Genomic DNA, 16,080 nt, shown 5'->3' on the forward strand with positions numbered 1-16,080 from the left:
GCGATCACGCGCGCCATTCGTTGAGGATCTGTTCGGCGAGGTAATCGCAAGGCGGTCGCGCCGACTGCGCGCTGCGCGCCAGCACGACCTCGAGCGCATCGAGCGGCGGCAGTCCTTCGTTCTGCGACAGCTGGAGGAGATGCGCGGGAATGCTGCAGCGCGCGAGCGGCGCGACCGCAAGTCCGGCCTCGACCATGCTGACCAGTCCGAGGAAGCTCGGGCTTTCGTACGACATCCGGAACGGAATCTTCTGCCGGTTCAGCGCCTTGATCGCGTGATCGCGCGCCATGCTGCCGTGCGTGAAGAGCGCGACCGGCAACGGGCGCTCTTCCCACACGTTGCGCGTGGGCGAGCCCGTCCACACGATCGGTTCGAGCCGCACCAGCTCGCCGGTCACGCCCTTGATGCGCGTAAGGCATGCGAGGTCGATGGAGTTGTCCTTCAGCATCGGCACGAGCGCGCTGCTCGGCTGGCCGATCACGCGCACTTCCACGCGCGGATGCATCGCGGCGAACTTGCCGAGCACCTGCGGCAGCAGCGACGAGATGTAGTCGTCCGGCACGCCGATCGTCACGCGCCCACGGATCTCCGGGCGCACGACCGACGCCCACACCTCGTCGCGCATCGCCAGCATCCGGCGGCCGTATTCGGCGAGCGTGCGACCGTCGTCGGTTGCCGTCACATTGCGCGTGTCGCGAATGAACAGCGGTTTGCCGAGCGCATCCTCCAGCGCCTTGATCTGCATGCTCACCGCGGACGGCGACCGGTGCACCGCTTGCGCGCCCTGCGCGAACGATCCGGACTCCGTCACGGCCACCACCATCGCCAGCACATCGAGATCGAGCTTTTTCATGTTATTTAGAAAATCTGATCAATCGATTCAGTTTATCCCGTTTTACTGTCCACCTCCATCGCTGGACAATGAATGCCATCGACATTCATCGCGGGAAGCAGCAACCATGCATACCTCCGGCTCGCTCTACGGGTTCCTGGTCATCGGTGGCATGCTCGCGATCACGCCGGGGCCGAACATGGTCTACGTGATGTCGCGCTCGATCGCGCAGGGGCGCACCGCCGGCCTGATTTCGCTGGCGGGCGTGATGGTGGGCTATCTGTTCTACATGTTCGGCGCCGCGTTTGGAATCACGACACTGTTCCTGAGCGTGCCGTACGCGGGCGCCGCGCTCGGCGTCGTGGGGGCCGCGTATCTGCTCTATCTCGCGTGGCAGGCCGTCCGGCCCGGCGGCCGTTCGCCGTTCGAGGTGAAGACGCTGCCGAACGAGCAGCCGCTGCGCCTGCTCGCGATGGGCGCGACGACCAGCGTGCTGAATCCGAAGCTCGCGATGCTGTTCGTGTCGCTGCTGCCGCAGTTCATCGATTACCGGCAAGGCAGCGTGTTCGGCCAGTCGCTCTTTCTCGGTTCATTGCTGATCGCGGCGTTCGCATCGGCGAACGGGCTGGTCGCGATCTGCTCGAGCGGCATCGCACAATTCCTGCATGGGCGGCCCGCGCTACTGCTTGCGCAGCGCTGGGCGATGGGGGCGGTGCTTGGCGGCCTCGGCGTTCAGATGCTCGTCGAGACGTCGAGAACGGCGGGTGTGGCGTGACGCGCACGGCAGGTCGCGGCTCCGATGAGGTGGTAGCACCGGCCCGCGCCGCTCTGCGTGAGGCGGCGATCCTCGATGGCCGGCAGCACGCAGCGCCGGCCGTGACGTTCACGCGATCGCGCGGCCGTTCATGATCGCAACCGTTCGCACACCCGCGCGCATCACGCGGCGACCGCCTGCCGCCGCGCTTCGAGTTCACGCACGAGCGGCAACACGCGCTTGCCGAAGTACTCGACTTCCTCGATGAAATGCAGGAACCCGGCGAGCACGAGATCGACGCCGACCGCCTTCAGCGCGACGATCCGCTCGGCGATCTGTTGCGGCGTGCCGATCAGGTTCGTGCGGAAGCCGTCGTTGTACTGCACGAGATCTTCGAACGTGGATTTCGCCCAGTTGCCTTCGCCTTCCGGTGACGCCTTGCCGGCCTCCTTCACCGCATCGCCGAATGCATGCACGGCTTCGACGTGCGCGTGCCGGACGATGTCGTCGAGCACGGCTCGCGCCTCTTCCTCGGTGTCGCGCGCGATCACGAACGCGTTGACGCCGATCCGCACGCGATGGTTATTCGCGGCAGCCTTCACGCGGATGTCGTCGATCTGAGCCTTCAGGTTCTCCGGCGTATTGCCGTTCGTGAAGTACCAGTCCGACACGCTTGCCGCGTTATCGCGCGCCGCGCGCGAACTGCCGCCCTGGAAGATCTCCGGATGCGGTTTCTGCACGGGTTTCGGGCTCAGCGTGTAGTCGTTGAAGCGGTAGAAGTCGCCCTTGAAAGTGAAGTTGTCCTGCGTCCAGATGCCTTTCAGCGCCTGGATGAACTCCTTCGAGCGCCGATAGCGTTCGTCGTGCTCGAGCCACGGCTCGCCGATCGCTGTGAATTCGCCCTTGAACCAGCCGCTGACGACGTTGATCGCGATGCGTCCGTTAGAAACATGATCGATCGTCGCGAGCTGCTTTGCGACCACGGCCGGATGCCACGGCCCCGGCAGGATCGCCGCCAGCACCTTCAGTTTCGTCGTCGCGTGCAGCAGCGCCTGGCTGAACGAGACCGACTCGTGCTGGTATTCGGCGCCGTAGCCGGCCGTGAAGCGGATCTGGCTCAGCGCGTAGTCGAAGCCGGCCGCCTCGGCCGTGCGCGCGAGCTTCTGGTTGTACTCGAGGCTCCAGTCGGTACGCTGCTCGATCGTGCTGACGACAAGGCCGCCGCTGACGTTTGGCACCCAGTACGCGAATTTGACACCGTCGGTTGAAGGTTCGTGAATGCTCATGAAGGATCCTGATCGAAGGGGAAGACGAAAGACGGGTTACGCGGCCACGACAGCAAGCGTGACCGGACGCGGTGGCGGCACCGCCCGGTCCACCGCGAGCGCGATGCATGTGCGCAGCGCGGGGCTCGCGATTTCATAGCGGTCGACATCGCTCTCGGCTGCGCATACGCCGATCGGCAGCGTGCGAGATGGCCGTTGCCGGCCACCCGACAGGGCGACCACGTTGAGGGCGTTGCGCATGCCATGCGTTGCCGTTGTCGAACTGCGCGTTGCCGCGCCGATGTCGTGTCGGATTCGCAAGGAGCGTGCCATTGACGACGGATGCGCGATCGCACGGATCATCTGCATCACGAAGTTTCCGTCGATCGCCCATCGGGCATGGCTTACACGGTCAAATAACCCGTCAGGAAAAGTGTTTCTCCAATCACATCGCATCGATATTCCACGGGGCGATGAACCGACGGAGACAGCGTTGCTGATGCCCTGCTGCTCAATCAGCAGTTTCGCGTTCCCCGAACGCTGGATCGCTGTGATCGGACACCGTTGCATCGAACGCGATGACGCCGAATCCGCTGTCGCGGCAGCGCGCGTCCCCGCCGTTTCATCCTGCGCAGCAATCCGGCTTTCGTTATCAGAAATCGATGTTTCCCGTGCGGCGCAAAACACTGAACACTCTGCTGATCAGGCAGCCACCGGACCGCGACGCCATTCAACGCTGGTTCAAACCGTTCGATCGACTCACGCCTTATCGCCATGACCTCCCTGTTTGCAACGCCGCGTCCGGTCCATCCTCGTGTCGTCACCGCGCAGTCGTCGGACGAAGCGCGCGGCGCGCCCGTTCTCGCGTTCCCCACGCACCATGCGTCGCCCCGCGCCCGCGCGCCCGTGTTCGCCGATCCGCGTTCGCTCGCGCTGCTCGAGCGCGTGCGGCTCGTCGCGCCGAGCGACGCGAACGTGCTGATCGTCGGCGAGACAGGCACCGGAAAGGAATTGATCGCGCGCCACGTGCACGACGCCAGCCATCGCGGCGGCGGCCCGTTCGTCGCCGTGAACTGCGGCGCACTCTCCGACACGCTCGTCGACAGCGAACTGTTCGGTCACGAGAAAGGGGCATTCACGGGCGCGCTCGGCACGAAGCCCGGCTGGTTCGAGGCCGCGAACGGCGGCACGCTGTTTCTCGACGAGATCGGCGACCTGCCGCCATCGATGCAAGTCAAGCTGCTGCGCGTGCTGCAGGAGCGCGAGGTCGTGCGACTCGGCTCGCGCACGGGCATCCCGATCGACGTGCGCGTGGTGGCCGCGACGAACGTCGACCTGCAGCAGGCCGTGGTGGACGGACGGTTTCGCGGCGACCTGTTCTACCGGCTCAACGTCGTGCAGCTCGACGTGCCGCCGTTGCGCGAGCGGCCACGCGACATCCTGCCGCTCGCGCGCCACTTCTTCGACGAATACCGCAGCCGCCTCGGCCATGGGCCGCGCAGCATCGATCCGCGCGCGGCGCGCTCGCTCGAAGCGCATTCATGGCCCGGCAATATCCGCGAACTGGAGAACGTGATCCATCACGCGCTGCTGGTGAGCCGCCATGATGTGTTGCAGGACGCCGAGCTGAACCTGTCGTCGTCATGCGTGCCGGCCGTGGTTGCCGGCGCGCGGGAAACGGCGGGCTGCCGCGTGCCCGCTCAGGAAGCGCTCGAACTCGCACTGTGCGCGCTGTTCGATGAGCCGCACGAGAACCTGTTCGAACGCATCGAGAACACCGTGATGCGGGTCGCGTTCGACTTCAGTCACCGCAACCAGGTTCAGGCCGCGCGCCTGCTCGGCATCAGCCGGAACGTGCTGCGTGCGCGGCTGATTCGCGCGAAGGCGATCGCGGCGGTCAAATAAGAAACGCGATCGCGCGGCTGCAAGCGGTGCCGCGCATCGGCGAGGCGGGTGGTGGTCGCTTCGGCTCGTCGCAATTCATCGACGGCATGAACGGACGATGCCGATGCGCTGCTCGCCTGCGCGACGGCAAGCGGCGCGTCGCCGAGCCGCTTGCAGTACGGTACGCCGTTATTTCCCGACGCCGCCCGTTACGCCGCCCAGCAACGACGTAACGGGCGTGAGCGGGTTCGCCGAGGAACCGGCGCCGCCCGCCGCGCCAGCGAGCGTGCCGGTAACCGTCGACACGAGGTTCGTCACCGGCCCGAGCGGACTCGCAGCACCGGCACCGGTCGTGCCGCCGAGCGCACCGGTCAACGACCCGAGCGGCGTCGAGCCGAGCCCCGGCAGCACGCCGCCGAGCGGGCCGGACGTGCTCGAGCCACCCGACGGGCCGTTCTGCACGGTGGCGACGGAAGCACCCGCGAGGCTCACGATCAGCCCGGGAATCGGCGCGACGCCGTTCGGGCCGTTGTAGTTGACCAGTCCACCGGCGTTCGTGACGGTATTGCCGAGCGCGCCGACGAGCGCCCCCACCGATCCGACGGCCGGTTGTGACGAGACGGACCCCATCCGCGAGCCCGTTGTCGCCAGCGCGGTGCCGACCTGCCCGAGCAGACCGGCCACCGGCTGACCGAGGCCCGTGGTCGCGCCGATCTGCTGCGTTGCCTGACCGGCCGTGATGACGAGCGGCGTGACGACCGAACTAAGCGGCTGCGTGACCTGTTGGACGGCGCCCGACGCCAGCGTCGCGCCGACCGTGTTGCCTGCCGCGCCGAGTCCGCCGGCCACGGTGTCGAGCACCGCGCCGACGGGTGTCGTCACCGGCGCGAGCGGCGCCAGCGGCCCCGAGCCGAGCGCGCGGATGGTCTGCGCGAGGCCCGTGACCGGAATTGCCGTCGTGCCGACAACTTCGCCAAGGCCGGCGACCGTCGTACCAACCGGGTTGGACGTCGAACCAGTCTTGCCAAGCCCGTCGCTGAGCGCATCGGCCGCGGCGCGCGAGATCGTGCTGATGCTCGAGATCGTATCGCCTGCGCTGCGCGTCACGGTATTCCCGAGTACCGGCAACGACATCGCACTGACAGTCGAGCCGACGCCGACCGCGAGCGCGCCGGCGGTGCTCACGACGCCGCGCGTGCCGGGGGTGCCGCTGGTGCCCCAGCCGCCGTCCGATGTGTTGCTGCCGGGCGTATTGCCGGCACTGGTTGCGCCGCTGGTGCTCGCGGCTGCGTTCGCCGGCGCGGCAACGTCGGTGCCGCCACAGGCGGTCAGCATGCCGGCGGCGGCGAGCAACGCCGCGGACGTGACAATGCGGGTTCGATACATGGTGGTCTCCTCGCGGCCCGGGCGATGGAATGTTCGATTGAGGACCGCAGGAGAAACAGCATTTTCCATGCCATCGGCACTAGGCGAATACGCCTTTCCGCCGCAACGCCAGCATCCGCGCGCTCGCGCAGGCGCCTGCCCGCGATCGCGATCGATACGTTTCGGCCCCCAAGCGGCTCTGTTTTCGTTACATTCGTGCTACGAATGCCCGGATGTAACGTAACGCCGGCCGCGCGGCGCGCCGCTTTCCGGCGCGCGGCCCACCATCCACAGTACGAAGCCCGGCGGCACCGCATGCGAGCCGCCGGGCTTCGTCCCATCGTCAGGAACCCGCTGCCATGAAAAAGCTCGTGAACCACCCGTCCGACGTCGTGCGCGAAATGCTCGAAGGCATCGCGCGGCAGTCGCCGCATGTCGCGATCCTCGGCGACGAGCAGGTGCTCGTGCGCCAGCCGCTGCCCGAGCCATCACAGCGCCCCGTCGCGATCCTGTCCGGCGGCGGCAGCGGTCACGAGCCCGCGCACGGCGGCTATGTCGGCGAAGGGATGCTGAGCGCGGCCGTCTGCGGCGAAGTGTTCACGTCGCCGCCGACCGATGCAGTACTCGCCGCGATCCGCGCGTGCGCCGGCCCGAACGGCGCGCTGCTCGTCGTGAAGAACTACACAGGCGACCGCCTCAATTTCGGGCTGGCCGCCGAACTCGCGCGCGCCGAGGGCATTCCGGTGGAAACCGTGATCGTCGCCGACGACGTGTCGCTGCGCGGCCGCGTCGAGCGCGGGCAGCGACGCGGGATCGCGGGCACCGTGCTGATCCACAAGCTGGCCGGCGCGGCCGCGGCGCGCGGGTTGCCGCTCGCCCGCGTCGCGGGAATCGCGCGCGACGCAGCCGCCGAACTCGGCACGATGGGCGTCGCGCTCGACGGCTGCACGATTCCCGGCGCCGACAAGTCCGGGTTCAGCCTCGCCGATCACGAGATCGAGCTCGGCCTCGGCATCCACGGCGAGAAAGGCGTCGAACGCACCGCGCCGCTGCCGGCAGACGCGCTCGTCGAGACGCTGCTGTCGAGCATCGTCGCGGACCTGGTGCTCGATCGCGGCGAACGCGTCGCACTGTTCGTCAACGGTCTCGGCGCGACGCCGGACATGGAACTGGCGATCGTGCTGCGCGCCGCGTACGACAACCTGAGCCGGCGCGGCATCATCGTCGCGCGTGCGTGGGCCGGCACGTTCCTTTCGGCGCTGGACATGCCCGGCTGCTCAATCTCGCTGCTGCGGCTGAACGACGAACGCGCCGCGCTGCTGGATGCGCCGACGCAGGCGCGCGCGTGGCCCGGTGGCGGCGCGGTCAACACGCGGATCCAGGTGGCCGCCGCAGCCGTGCCCGACCAGCCGCTGCCGCCGCTCGATGCGGCCGGCCGCGCGTGGGCGGCGCGCCTGCGGCCGGCGCTGCACGCGGTCGCGCAAGCGTTGATCGACAACGAAGCGACGCTGACGGAACTCGACACGGCCGCCGGCGACGGCGATCTGGGCGCGAGCATGCATCGCGCCGCGCAGGCGATCCTCGCGTTGCCCGAGGCCGCGTACGGCACGCCGGCCGGCGCGCTCGCGGCGCTGGGCACCGCGTTGCGCCGCGCGATCGCGGGCAGTTCGGGACCGTTCTATGCGACCGCGCTGCTGCGCGCATCGCGGCGCCTCGCCGATGCCGCGGATACCGCCGCACCGTCGGCGCGCGACTGGGCTGCGGCGTTGCGCAGTGCGGTGGATGCGATCTCCGAACTGGGCGGCGCGCGCGCCGGCGACCGGACGATGCTCGATGCACTGGTGCCGGCCGCCGATGCGTTCGATCGCGCGCTCGATCATGAGCGCGACCCGGCTGGCGCATGGGCGCAAGCCGTCGAGGCGGCGGAACACGGCGCGCAACGAACGGCCGGCATGACGCCGCGCGCCGGACGTGCGAGCTATCTCGGCGAACGCGCGATCGGCACGCCCGATGGTGGCGCGGCGGCGGTCGCGTACTGGCTGCGCGCGTTACTGCCACACATTCGGTAACGGCCCCGCTCAGACGCCCTCGACCAGCACCGCGCGATAGCGCGCGCCGTTGAACCGGTGCTGGACGACCTTCCGGTATTCGGGGCCGTGATACCACGCGTGCGCGGCCTCTTTCGACGGGAACTCGACGATCACGACGCCTTCCGGGCCTTCACCCTCGAGGATTTCCTGCGGCCCATATGCTGCAAGCACCTTCACTGGATGGTCGGCAAGGGTCGCACCGACCTGGCTCGAATAGATGTCGAGCTCATGCTGGTCCTGCGTGCTTTCCCGTGTGAAAACGATGTAGGTTGCCACGATGCGTGCTCCTGATGAATTGTGAAAACGGGGACGCCACGCGCTGCCCGGCCTAATGAATTCTGCGTGGCAGCGCGCAGCTTACAGCCGTTCGCCGACCGGTGCCTCGGCGACGGGGGCGGTGGTCCGCTGGCCACCCTTCGGCGGCACGGGAAAACCCCGATCCCCACATCGTCCTATGACATCGGGCCTCGGTAATTGGCGGGATTACTTTGATCCTCGTCGGCGCCCGCCCGGGCGCATGCTGATAGCGAGGATCCCTCATGCGATACGTGCCATCGTGGACTTCCGTTTCCCCCGCCACGTCCGTTCCGGACGAGACGGCTTCCCGCGGCGACGAGCCGCACTGCCTGCCTCGGGTCGCGATTGCGGCCGCCGCCCTCGGCAATGCAACCGAATGGTTCGATTACGGCATTTACGCGTACGGACTCGCGTACATCTCGGCCGCACTATTTCCCGGCAACACGGCCAGCGCGACGCTGTTCGCACTCGGCACCTTCGCGATCTCGTTCCTGATCCGCCCGCTCGGCGGCCTGTTCTGGGGCCCGCTCGGCGACCGCCTCGGCCGCAAACGCGTGCTCGCGCTGACCGTCCTCACGATGTCGGGCGCGACCCTGCTCGTCGGCGTGCTGCCGAGCTACGCGAGTGCCGGCTGGCTCGCACCGGCCGCGCTGATCGTGCTGCGCATGGTGCAGGGTTTCTCGACCGGCGGCGAATACGGCGGCGCGGCGACCTTCATCGCCGAATACGCACCGGATTCACGACGTGGCCTCTGCGGCAGCTTCCTCGAATTCGCGACGCTCGCCGGATTCTCGCTCGGCGCGCTGCTGATGCTCGGGTTCGCGCTGCTGCTCGGCGACACCGCGATGCATGCGTGGGGCTGGCGCCTGCCGTTCCTCGTCGCGGCGCCGCTCGGACTGATCGGCTTCTATCTGCGTTCCCGCCTCGAGGAAACGCCGGTGTTCCGCGAACTCGAGGAGCAGGCGCATCGGCGCGAGCAGAGTACCGCCGCCACGGCGCTGCCGATCGGTCAGCTGCTCGTCCGCTACGCGCGGCCGCTGCTTCTGCTCGGCGGGCTCGTCGTCGCGCTGAACGTCGTCAACTACGTGCTGCTCGCGTACATGCCGACCTACATGCACAAGGAACTCGGCGTCAGCGAGAACATGTCGTTGCTGATTCCGCTGATCGGCATGCTCGCGATGATGGTGCTGCTGCCGTTCGCCGGCTGGCTGTCGGATCGCGTCGGCCGCAAGGCGATGTGGTGGATCTCGCTCGTCGGGCTGTTCGTCGCGGCCGTGCCGATGTTCACGTTGATGACGCATGGCGTGTTCGGCGCATTCGTCGGCTTCGCGGTGCTGGGCCTGCTGTACGTGCCGCAGCTCGCGACGATCTCCGCGATGTTCCCGGCGATGTTCCCGACCCACGTGCGGTATGCCGGCATGGCGATCGCGTACAACGTGTCGACATCGCTGTTCGGCGGCACCGCGCCGATCGTCAACGACTGGCTGATCGGCAAGACCGGCAACGCGCTGATTCCCGCGTATTACATGATGGCGGCCTGTGCGATCGGGCTGGTGGCGTTGTCGGGTGTGATCGAGACGCGCGGGTGCTCGCTGCGCGGCGAGACGGTGCCGGGACAACCGGGCTGACGCGTGTCGGGGCGACGTTCGTCGCCCCATAAACGGCAACCCTTGCATCGCCCGCGGTCCGGCAACGGACCGCGGGCGATGTGCATTTCGGCGCCATGAACCCGCCGGCGGATTGGTGTCGCGAGGACAACACGATGTTCGCAGGCGCGGTGCTTCAGGCGTTCGTCGAGCGTCCCTACAATCGCCGACATGCTCGATCGGCATGCAAGCGACACGGAAAACGCGTCATGCTCGATCGCGCGCGATCCGCGCTGTGCAGCGCGGAAGACCCCCACTCGATGAAGAGGACGATTCAACATGAACGGACCAATCCGAAACGTGCGACCGGTAACGACCCGCCTGGGCAAGGAAGCGGCTGGTGAACTCGTTCCATCCCGCTACGCGGTGCGCATCGGCGACGTCGACGTCGTGCTGATCAGCGACGGCGTTCTGCCGCTGCCGACTTCCACGATGTCCACCAACGTGAGCGAAGCGGACCGCAACGAATGGTTCGACGGACGGTTCCTGCAACGCGACATGTTCGACTGGGCGCTGAATATCGCGCTCGTGCGCAGCGCCGATCGCCTGATCCTGATCGACTCCGGCGTGGGCGACGGCTTCGAATACTTCACGCGCGCGGGGCGGTCGGTGATGCGTCTCGAATCCGCGGGGATAGACCTCGCCGCGATCACCGACATCGTGATCACCCACATGCACATGGATCACGTCGGCGGGCTGAACGTCGACGGCGTCAAGGCCCGGCTGAGCCCCGACGTGCGCATTCACGTGTCGGCCGCGGAACTGGCGTTCTGGAAAAATCCGGACTTCAGCAAGACCGTGATGCCGGAAACCGTCCCGCCCGCGCTACGCAAGGCAGCGGCGCGATTCGTTGAGCTGTATCGCGAGCACATCGTACCGTTCGACCACACCGTGGAAGTTGCGGCCGGCGTGTCGGCGCGCGTGACCGGTGGTCATACACCGGGACACTGCGTGGTCGATATCGCATCGGACGGCGAACGACTGACGTTCTCGGGCGACGCGATCTTCGAAGTGAACTTCGACCATCCTGATTGGCAAAACGGCTTCGAGCACGATCCGCAGGCGGCTACCAACGTCCGGATCGCACTGTTCAACGAAGCCGTCGAAACCGGCGCGATGCTGGCTGCCGCGCATGTCGCGTTCCCGTCGATAGGCCACATTGCGAGGGACGGAGACGGATTCCGCTTCGTCCCTGTCGTGTGGGACTACTGAGTGATGTGTGAAACGCAGCGGGCGCCATGCGGACCGTACTGATGAGGTTAGTTGGATCGCCATCGTTCTCGCAGCAATGGTGGTGCCTCGTAGCACGGAACACCGCTTTCGGGAGTGGCCACCCGTGAAACAAAAAACGCCGCCGCACTTCCGTGCGACGGCGTCACTTCGCGCGCTTGCGCGCGGATCTGAACCGCCGGAAACTCAGGCGACGCTCGACAGATTGCGCTCCGCGACCTCGTCCACCGCTTCCTTCACGATCCCGACGATCTCGTCGGCTTCCACCCGCGTCATCACCAGCGGCGGCGCAAAACCCAGAATATCGCCGTGCGGCATCGCGCGCGCGATCACCCCGCGCTGCAGCGCCGCGGCCGATACCTGCGCGCCGATCTTCAGCGCCGGATCGAACGGCGTGCGTGCGTCCTTGTCGGCCATGAACTCGAGCGCCGCCAGCATCCCGACACTGCGGACCTCACCGACGAGCGGATGCGCGCCGAACGCGTCACGCAGCTTCGCGCCAAAATACGCGCCCACTTCGGCAGCGTTGCCGACCAGGTTCTCGCGTTCGAGAATCGCCAGGTTCGCGAGTGCGGCGGCCGCGCATACCGGGTGACCCGAATACGTCCAGCCGTGCCCCATCGGCCCATGCTCCTGCGAGCCGCGCGCAATTACGTCCCACACCTTCTCGCCGACGATCACGCCCGACAGCGGCGCATACGCACTCGTCAGCCCCTTTGCGACCGTGATGAGGTCAGGGGCGATCCCGAAGTGCTGCGCGCCCATCTTCGAGCCCAGGCGCCCGAATCCGCAGACCACTTCATCCGAGATCAGCAGGATGTCGTGCTTGCGCAGCACGGCCTGGATCGCAGGCCAGTAGCCGGCCGGCGGCTCGATGATGCCGCCCGTGCCCATCACCGGTTCCGCGATGAACGCGGCAATCGTATCGGCGCCTTCGCGCGCGATCAGCTTCTCGAGTTCCTCGACGCAGTGCGCGACGAACTGCGCTTCGCTCATTCCAGCCGGTGCCTTGCGATACCAGTGCGGACACACCGTGTGCTTCACGCGATCGATCGGCAGGTCGAAATGCTGGTGGAAGCTCGGCAGGCCCGTGAGGCTGCCCGTCACGATGCCCGAGCCGTGATAGCCGCGCTCGCGCGAGATGATCTTCTTCTTGTTGGGGCGGCCGAGCACGTTGTTGTAGTACCAGACGATCTTGATCTGCGTCTCGTTGGCGTCGGAACCCGACATCCCGTAGTAGACCTTCTTCATCCCCGCCGGCGCCCAGTCGATGATGCGCGACGACAGCTCGATGATCGCGTCCGACGAGTGGCCGACATACGTGTGGTAGTACGCAAGCTGCTTCGCCTGCTCGTGCATCGCGTCGGCGACTTCGGTGCGGCCATAGCCGATGTTCACGCAGTAGAGGCCGGCAAACGCGTCGATATAGCGCTTGCCCTGGTGATCTTCGATGCGAATGCCTTGCGCGCCGCGCACGATCTTGCCGGGCAGCGCACCGGTCTCGTGGTCGTATGCATGCGTCGACGGGTGCATGAAGTGGGCGCGGTCCTCGCGCAGCAGTGCGTCGATCGATTGTTTCATGATGGCTCCTTTGAATGGGTCAGGCCGTCGCCGCGACGGGCAGGCCGAGATTGCCGAGGCAGAAGTACTTGGTTTCGGTGAACGGTTCGAACCCTTCGGCGCCGCCTTCGCGCCCGAGGCCCGACGCCTTCATTCCGCCGAACGGGATCGGCGCACCGGTGAATTTCACGCCGTTGACCGACACCATCGCGAAGTCGAGCCGCCGCACGAGCTGGAAGATCGTGTCGATGCGTGTCGAGCAAACGTAGGCGGCGAGGCCGTACTCGGTGTCGTTGGCCTTGTCGACCACTTCGTCGAGCGTGTCGAACGCGCACACCGCCGAGATCGGCGCGAAGTTCTCGTCGTCGTACACGCGCATGCCGGGTGCGGCGTCCGCGATCACGGTCGGTTCGTAGAACCAGCCGCCGAGCGCGTGCGGCCGACCGCCCGCGACGATGCGGGCTCCGCGCGCGCGCGCGTCGTCCACGCGTGCCGCCGTCGCGTCGAACGCGGCCTGGTGCATCAGCGGACCGACATCGACGTCCGGCTCGAACGCGGGGCCGGTCTTCAGTTCACGCACCGCGTTCGCGTAGCACCTGACGAATGCGTCATAGAGCCGGCGCGCGACGAAGATCCGGTTCGCCGCGCAGCAGTCCTGGCCGGAAGTCTGGAACTTCGCGCCGACGGCGATCCGCACCGCCTGTTCGAGATCCGCGTCCTCGGTCACGATGAACGGCGCATTGCCGCCCAGTTCGAGCGCAACCTTGCGAATGCCGGCCTTCGCGGCGGTTTCGGTGACGAGCCGCCCGACACGCGTCGATCCGGTGAAGCTCACCGCACGCACACGCGCGTCGCCGACGAGCGTTTCCATCGCCATCTGCGGTTCGCCGAGCACGACGTTGAACACGCCGGCCGGGAACCCGGCCTCGTCGGCAAGCTGCGCGAGCGCGAGCGCCGAAAACGGCGTCTCGTGCGCGGGCTTCACCACCACCGTGCAGCCCACCGCGATCGCGGCCGCCGCCTTGCGCGTGATCATCGCCGCCGGGAAATTCCACGGCGTGATCAGCACCGCGACACCGACCGGCTCCATCACCGTGCCGAGATGCGCGCCGTCGATGTGCGTCGGAATCGTGCGGCCCGCGACGCGCTTCGCCTCGTTCGCGAACCATTCGACGAAGCTCGCCGCATAGCGGATCTCTCCGCGCGATTCGGCGAGCGGCTTGCCCTGCTCGAGCGACAGCAGCGCGGCGAGATCGTCGAGATGCCGCAGGATCAGCGCATGCCAGCGCAGCAGCGCCGCGCTACGCACGTCTTGCGGCGTCCAGCGCCACGTGTCGAACGCACGCTGCGCGGCGTCGACGGCAGCGACGATCTGTGTGCGCTCGAGCATCGGCACATGGCCGATCACGGCCTGATCGGCGGGGTTCACGACGGCGACCGTCGCGGCACTGTCGCTGTGGATCCAGCGACCGTCGACATAGCACGTCGACTTGAACAGAACGGGGTGTCCGGGCAACATCCTGCGTCTCCTCGTTTGGGTGGGCACGAGCTTCATTCTGTCGTGCCGGCGGGCGCGGAAATTTCGGTTTCGGCGCCCGCTTCTTGCGTTTTTTTCCGTATTGCCGCGCGTTCGCGCGAAGTTTCAGAGCCAGTCCGGCGCGCCACCGGATTCGCACTTCACGACTTTCGTCACGATGTACGTGAAGTAGCGCTCGATGCCGAGATCCTCCATCAGCAACGTGTCGATGAAGCGCTGGTAGTGATCGATGTCGTGCGCGATCACGTGCAGCACGTAGTCGACGCCGCCGCCGGTCGCATAGCACTGCGCGACTTCGGGCGCCGCGCTCACGCGCTCCTCGAAGCGCCGCATGTCGGGCGCGGTATGACGCGACAGCGTTACCTCGACGACGATGCGACTGCCTGAGAACGTGCCGATCCAGTCGACGTCCGCGCGATAGCCGCGGATCACGCCGCTTTCCTCGAGCTTGCGCACGCGCTCCCACGCGGGCGAGATCGACAGGTTCACGGCCTCCGCGAGCTTCGACTTCGTGATGCGCCCGTCGCGCTCGAGGATGCGCAGGATCGCCAGGTCGTATCGGTCGAGCTTGATCACGGTGCTGTGCGTCCTTATACGGACACCGGAATATTTCGCTCGACGATGTCGGCAACCACCGCGATCGTGTCGCCGGCCTGAACGATGCCCGGGAAGTGGCGGGCCGCGAGCAACCCGCGCCGCCGCGCGACGTATTCGACCGGCGCGACGCCCGTTCGGTCGATGTCATGCACGCGCGCGAGCACGTCGCCGGCATTCACCTCGCTGCCGAGATCGCGGCACATCTCGAGCAGCCCGCGATGCTCGCTGGTCGTGAAGCACGAACCGTCCGGCATGTCGAGCAGCGTCGTCGTGCGCGGCGCGGTGCCCTCGATCACGTCCTTCGCGATCACACCGGCATGCGCGAGAAATCCATACACGCCACGTTCGGCAATCGCGACGCTCGCGGCCGTCGACGATCCGCCGCCACCCAGCTCGGTCGACACGAACACCTTGCCGGCCGCCTCGGCCGCGGTGTCGAAGAGCCCGACGCTGTCGAGCTCCAGCATGCGCATCGAGTAAGGCGCGCCGAACGCGCGCATCGCGCGCTCGCAGCGTGCTTGCTGGTCGCGGTCGTCCAGCACGTGGATCGCAGCGAATGGCACGAAGTCGAGCGTGCGACCGCCCGCGTGAATGTCGAGCACGTGCGTCGCGAGCGGCAGCAGATGACGCTGGAAGTAATCGGCGATCTTCTCGGTGACGGTGCCGTCCGGACGCCCTGGAAAGCTGCGGTTGAGATTGCCCGCATCGATCGGCGACGTGCGGCAGCCGGCGCGAAACGCCGGGTAGTTCATGAACGGTACGACGATCACGCGACCGGTCACGTCGGCCGCCTTCAGCGAACCGGCGAGCTTCGACAGCGCGACGGGTCCTTCGTATTCGTCGCCGTGATTGCCACCGGTGAGCAATACCGTCGGCCCGTCGCCTCGCTTCACGACGGTCACCGGAATCATGATCGCGCCCCACGCGGAATCGTCGCGCGAGTAAGGCAGCTTCAGAAAGCCATGCTGTTCGCCGTCCGCGTCGAAGTCGACGGTCGGCGTGATGGGAGAAGCACGCATCGTT

13 protein-coding genes and 1 pseudogene are annotated in these 16,080 nt (G+C 67.2%); 5 read left to right on the forward strand and 9 right to left on the reverse strand.

The window, feature by feature from the left end:
* Positions 1-4: 4 nt before the first annotated feature.
* On the reverse strand, positions 5-853 hold the full coding sequence (locus tag WI26_RS29830) for a LysR substrate-binding domain-containing protein (protein WP_069228216.1): 849 nt from the start codon (positions 851-853) through the stop codon (positions 5-7).
* A 106-nt stretch (positions 854-959) separates the two neighbouring features.
* Here WI26_RS29830 and WI26_RS29835 point away from each other — a divergent pair, with 106 nt between their 5' ends.
* Positions 960-1,607, forward strand: coding sequence for a LysE family translocator (locus WI26_RS29835; protein WP_059595674.1), 648 nt, complete (start codon positions 960-962; stop codon positions 1,605-1,607).
* A gap of 161 nt (positions 1,608-1,768) precedes the next feature.
* Here WI26_RS29835 and sfnG read toward each other — a convergent pair whose 3' ends face one another.
* Together sfnG and WI26_RS33370 are read right to left on the reverse strand one after the other, a co-directional pair.
* Positions 1,769-2,872: a dimethylsulfone monooxygenase SfnG gene (gene sfnG / locus WI26_RS29840; protein ID WP_059536574.1), complete on the reverse strand. Its 1,104-nt coding sequence runs from the start codon at positions 2,870-2,872 to the stop codon at positions 1,769-1,771.
* Between the two features lie 36 nt (positions 2,873-2,908).
* Positions 2,909-3,061, reverse strand: a pseudogene (locus tag WI26_RS33370) (FMN reductase); the annotation flags it as partial.
* Between the two features lie 564 nt (positions 3,062-3,625).
* Here WI26_RS33370 and WI26_RS29850 point away from each other — a divergent pair.
* Positions 3,626-4,756 (forward strand): sigma-54 interaction domain-containing protein, encoded by a 1,131-nt coding sequence (locus WI26_RS29850; RefSeq protein WP_069228218.1) that lies wholly within the window; start codon positions 3,626-3,628, stop codon positions 4,754-4,756.
* Between the two features lie 168 nt (positions 4,757-4,924).
* On the opposite strand, the gene WI26_RS29855 is transcribed toward WI26_RS29850, so the two are convergent.
* Complete coding sequence (locus WI26_RS29855) at positions 4,925-6,121, reverse strand: collagen-like triple helix repeat-containing protein (protein ID WP_069228219.1); 1,197 nt, start codon at positions 6,119-6,121, stop codon at positions 4,925-4,927.
* A 338-nt stretch (positions 6,122-6,459) separates the two neighbouring features.
* Between WI26_RS29855 and WI26_RS29860 the strand changes: the two genes are divergently transcribed.
* Positions 6,460-8,169 (forward strand): dihydroxyacetone kinase family protein, encoded by a 1,710-nt coding sequence (locus WI26_RS29860; protein ID WP_060189267.1) that lies wholly within the window; start codon positions 6,460-6,462, stop codon positions 8,167-8,169.
* A gap of 9 nt (positions 8,170-8,178) precedes the next feature.
* Here WI26_RS29860 and WI26_RS29865 read toward each other — a convergent pair whose 3' ends face one another.
* Positions 8,179-8,466: a DUF1330 domain-containing protein gene (locus tag WI26_RS29865; RefSeq protein ID WP_069228220.1), complete on the reverse strand. Its 288-nt coding sequence runs from the start codon at positions 8,464-8,466 to the stop codon at positions 8,179-8,181.
* Positions 8,467-8,729: 263 nt separating this feature from the next.
* Here WI26_RS29865 and WI26_RS29870 point away from each other — a divergent pair, with 263 nt between their 5' ends.
* Entirely contained in the window at positions 8,730-10,115 is a 1,386-nt protein-coding gene (locus WI26_RS29870) for an MFS transporter (protein WP_069228221.1), read from the forward strand.
* Between the two features lie 297 nt (positions 10,116-10,412).
* Entirely contained in the window at positions 10,413-11,345 is a 933-nt protein-coding gene (locus WI26_RS29875; protein ID WP_069228222.1) for an MBL fold metallo-hydrolase, read from the forward strand.
* A gap of 204 nt (positions 11,346-11,549) precedes the next feature.
* Here the strand turns inward: WI26_RS29875 and WI26_RS29880 are convergent, their stop codons facing one another.
* From WI26_RS29880 to doeB, 4 genes are all read right to left on the reverse strand, one after another.
* A complete protein-coding gene (locus tag WI26_RS29880) occupies positions 11,550-12,944 on the reverse strand; it encodes an aspartate aminotransferase family protein (RefSeq protein WP_069228223.1) in 1,395 nt (464 codons plus the stop codon).
* A gap of 19 nt (positions 12,945-12,963) precedes the next feature.
* Positions 12,964-14,442, reverse strand: coding sequence for an NAD-dependent succinate-semialdehyde dehydrogenase (locus tag WI26_RS29885; RefSeq protein ID WP_069228224.1), 1,479 nt, complete (start codon positions 14,440-14,442; stop codon positions 12,964-12,966).
* 123 nt (positions 14,443-14,565) lie between these two features.
* A complete protein-coding gene (locus WI26_RS29890; RefSeq protein ID WP_069228225.1) occupies positions 14,566-15,036 on the reverse strand; it encodes an Lrp/AsnC family transcriptional regulator in 471 nt (156 codons plus the stop codon).
* Between the two features lie 14 nt (positions 15,037-15,050).
* Positions 15,051-16,076 carry a N(2)-acetyl-L-2,4-diaminobutanoate deacetylase DoeB gene (gene doeB, locus WI26_RS29895; protein WP_059536555.1) on the reverse strand — a complete coding sequence of 342 codons (1,026 nt, stop codon included), beginning with the start codon at positions 16,074-16,076 and terminating at the stop codon, positions 15,051-15,053.
* Between the last annotated feature and the right edge of the window lie 4 nt (positions 16,077-16,080).

The sequence above is a fragment of the Burkholderia diffusa genome (assembly GCF_001718315.1).
Taxonomy (GTDB): Bacteria; Pseudomonadota; Gammaproteobacteria; order Burkholderiales; family Burkholderiaceae; genus Burkholderia; species Burkholderia diffusa_B.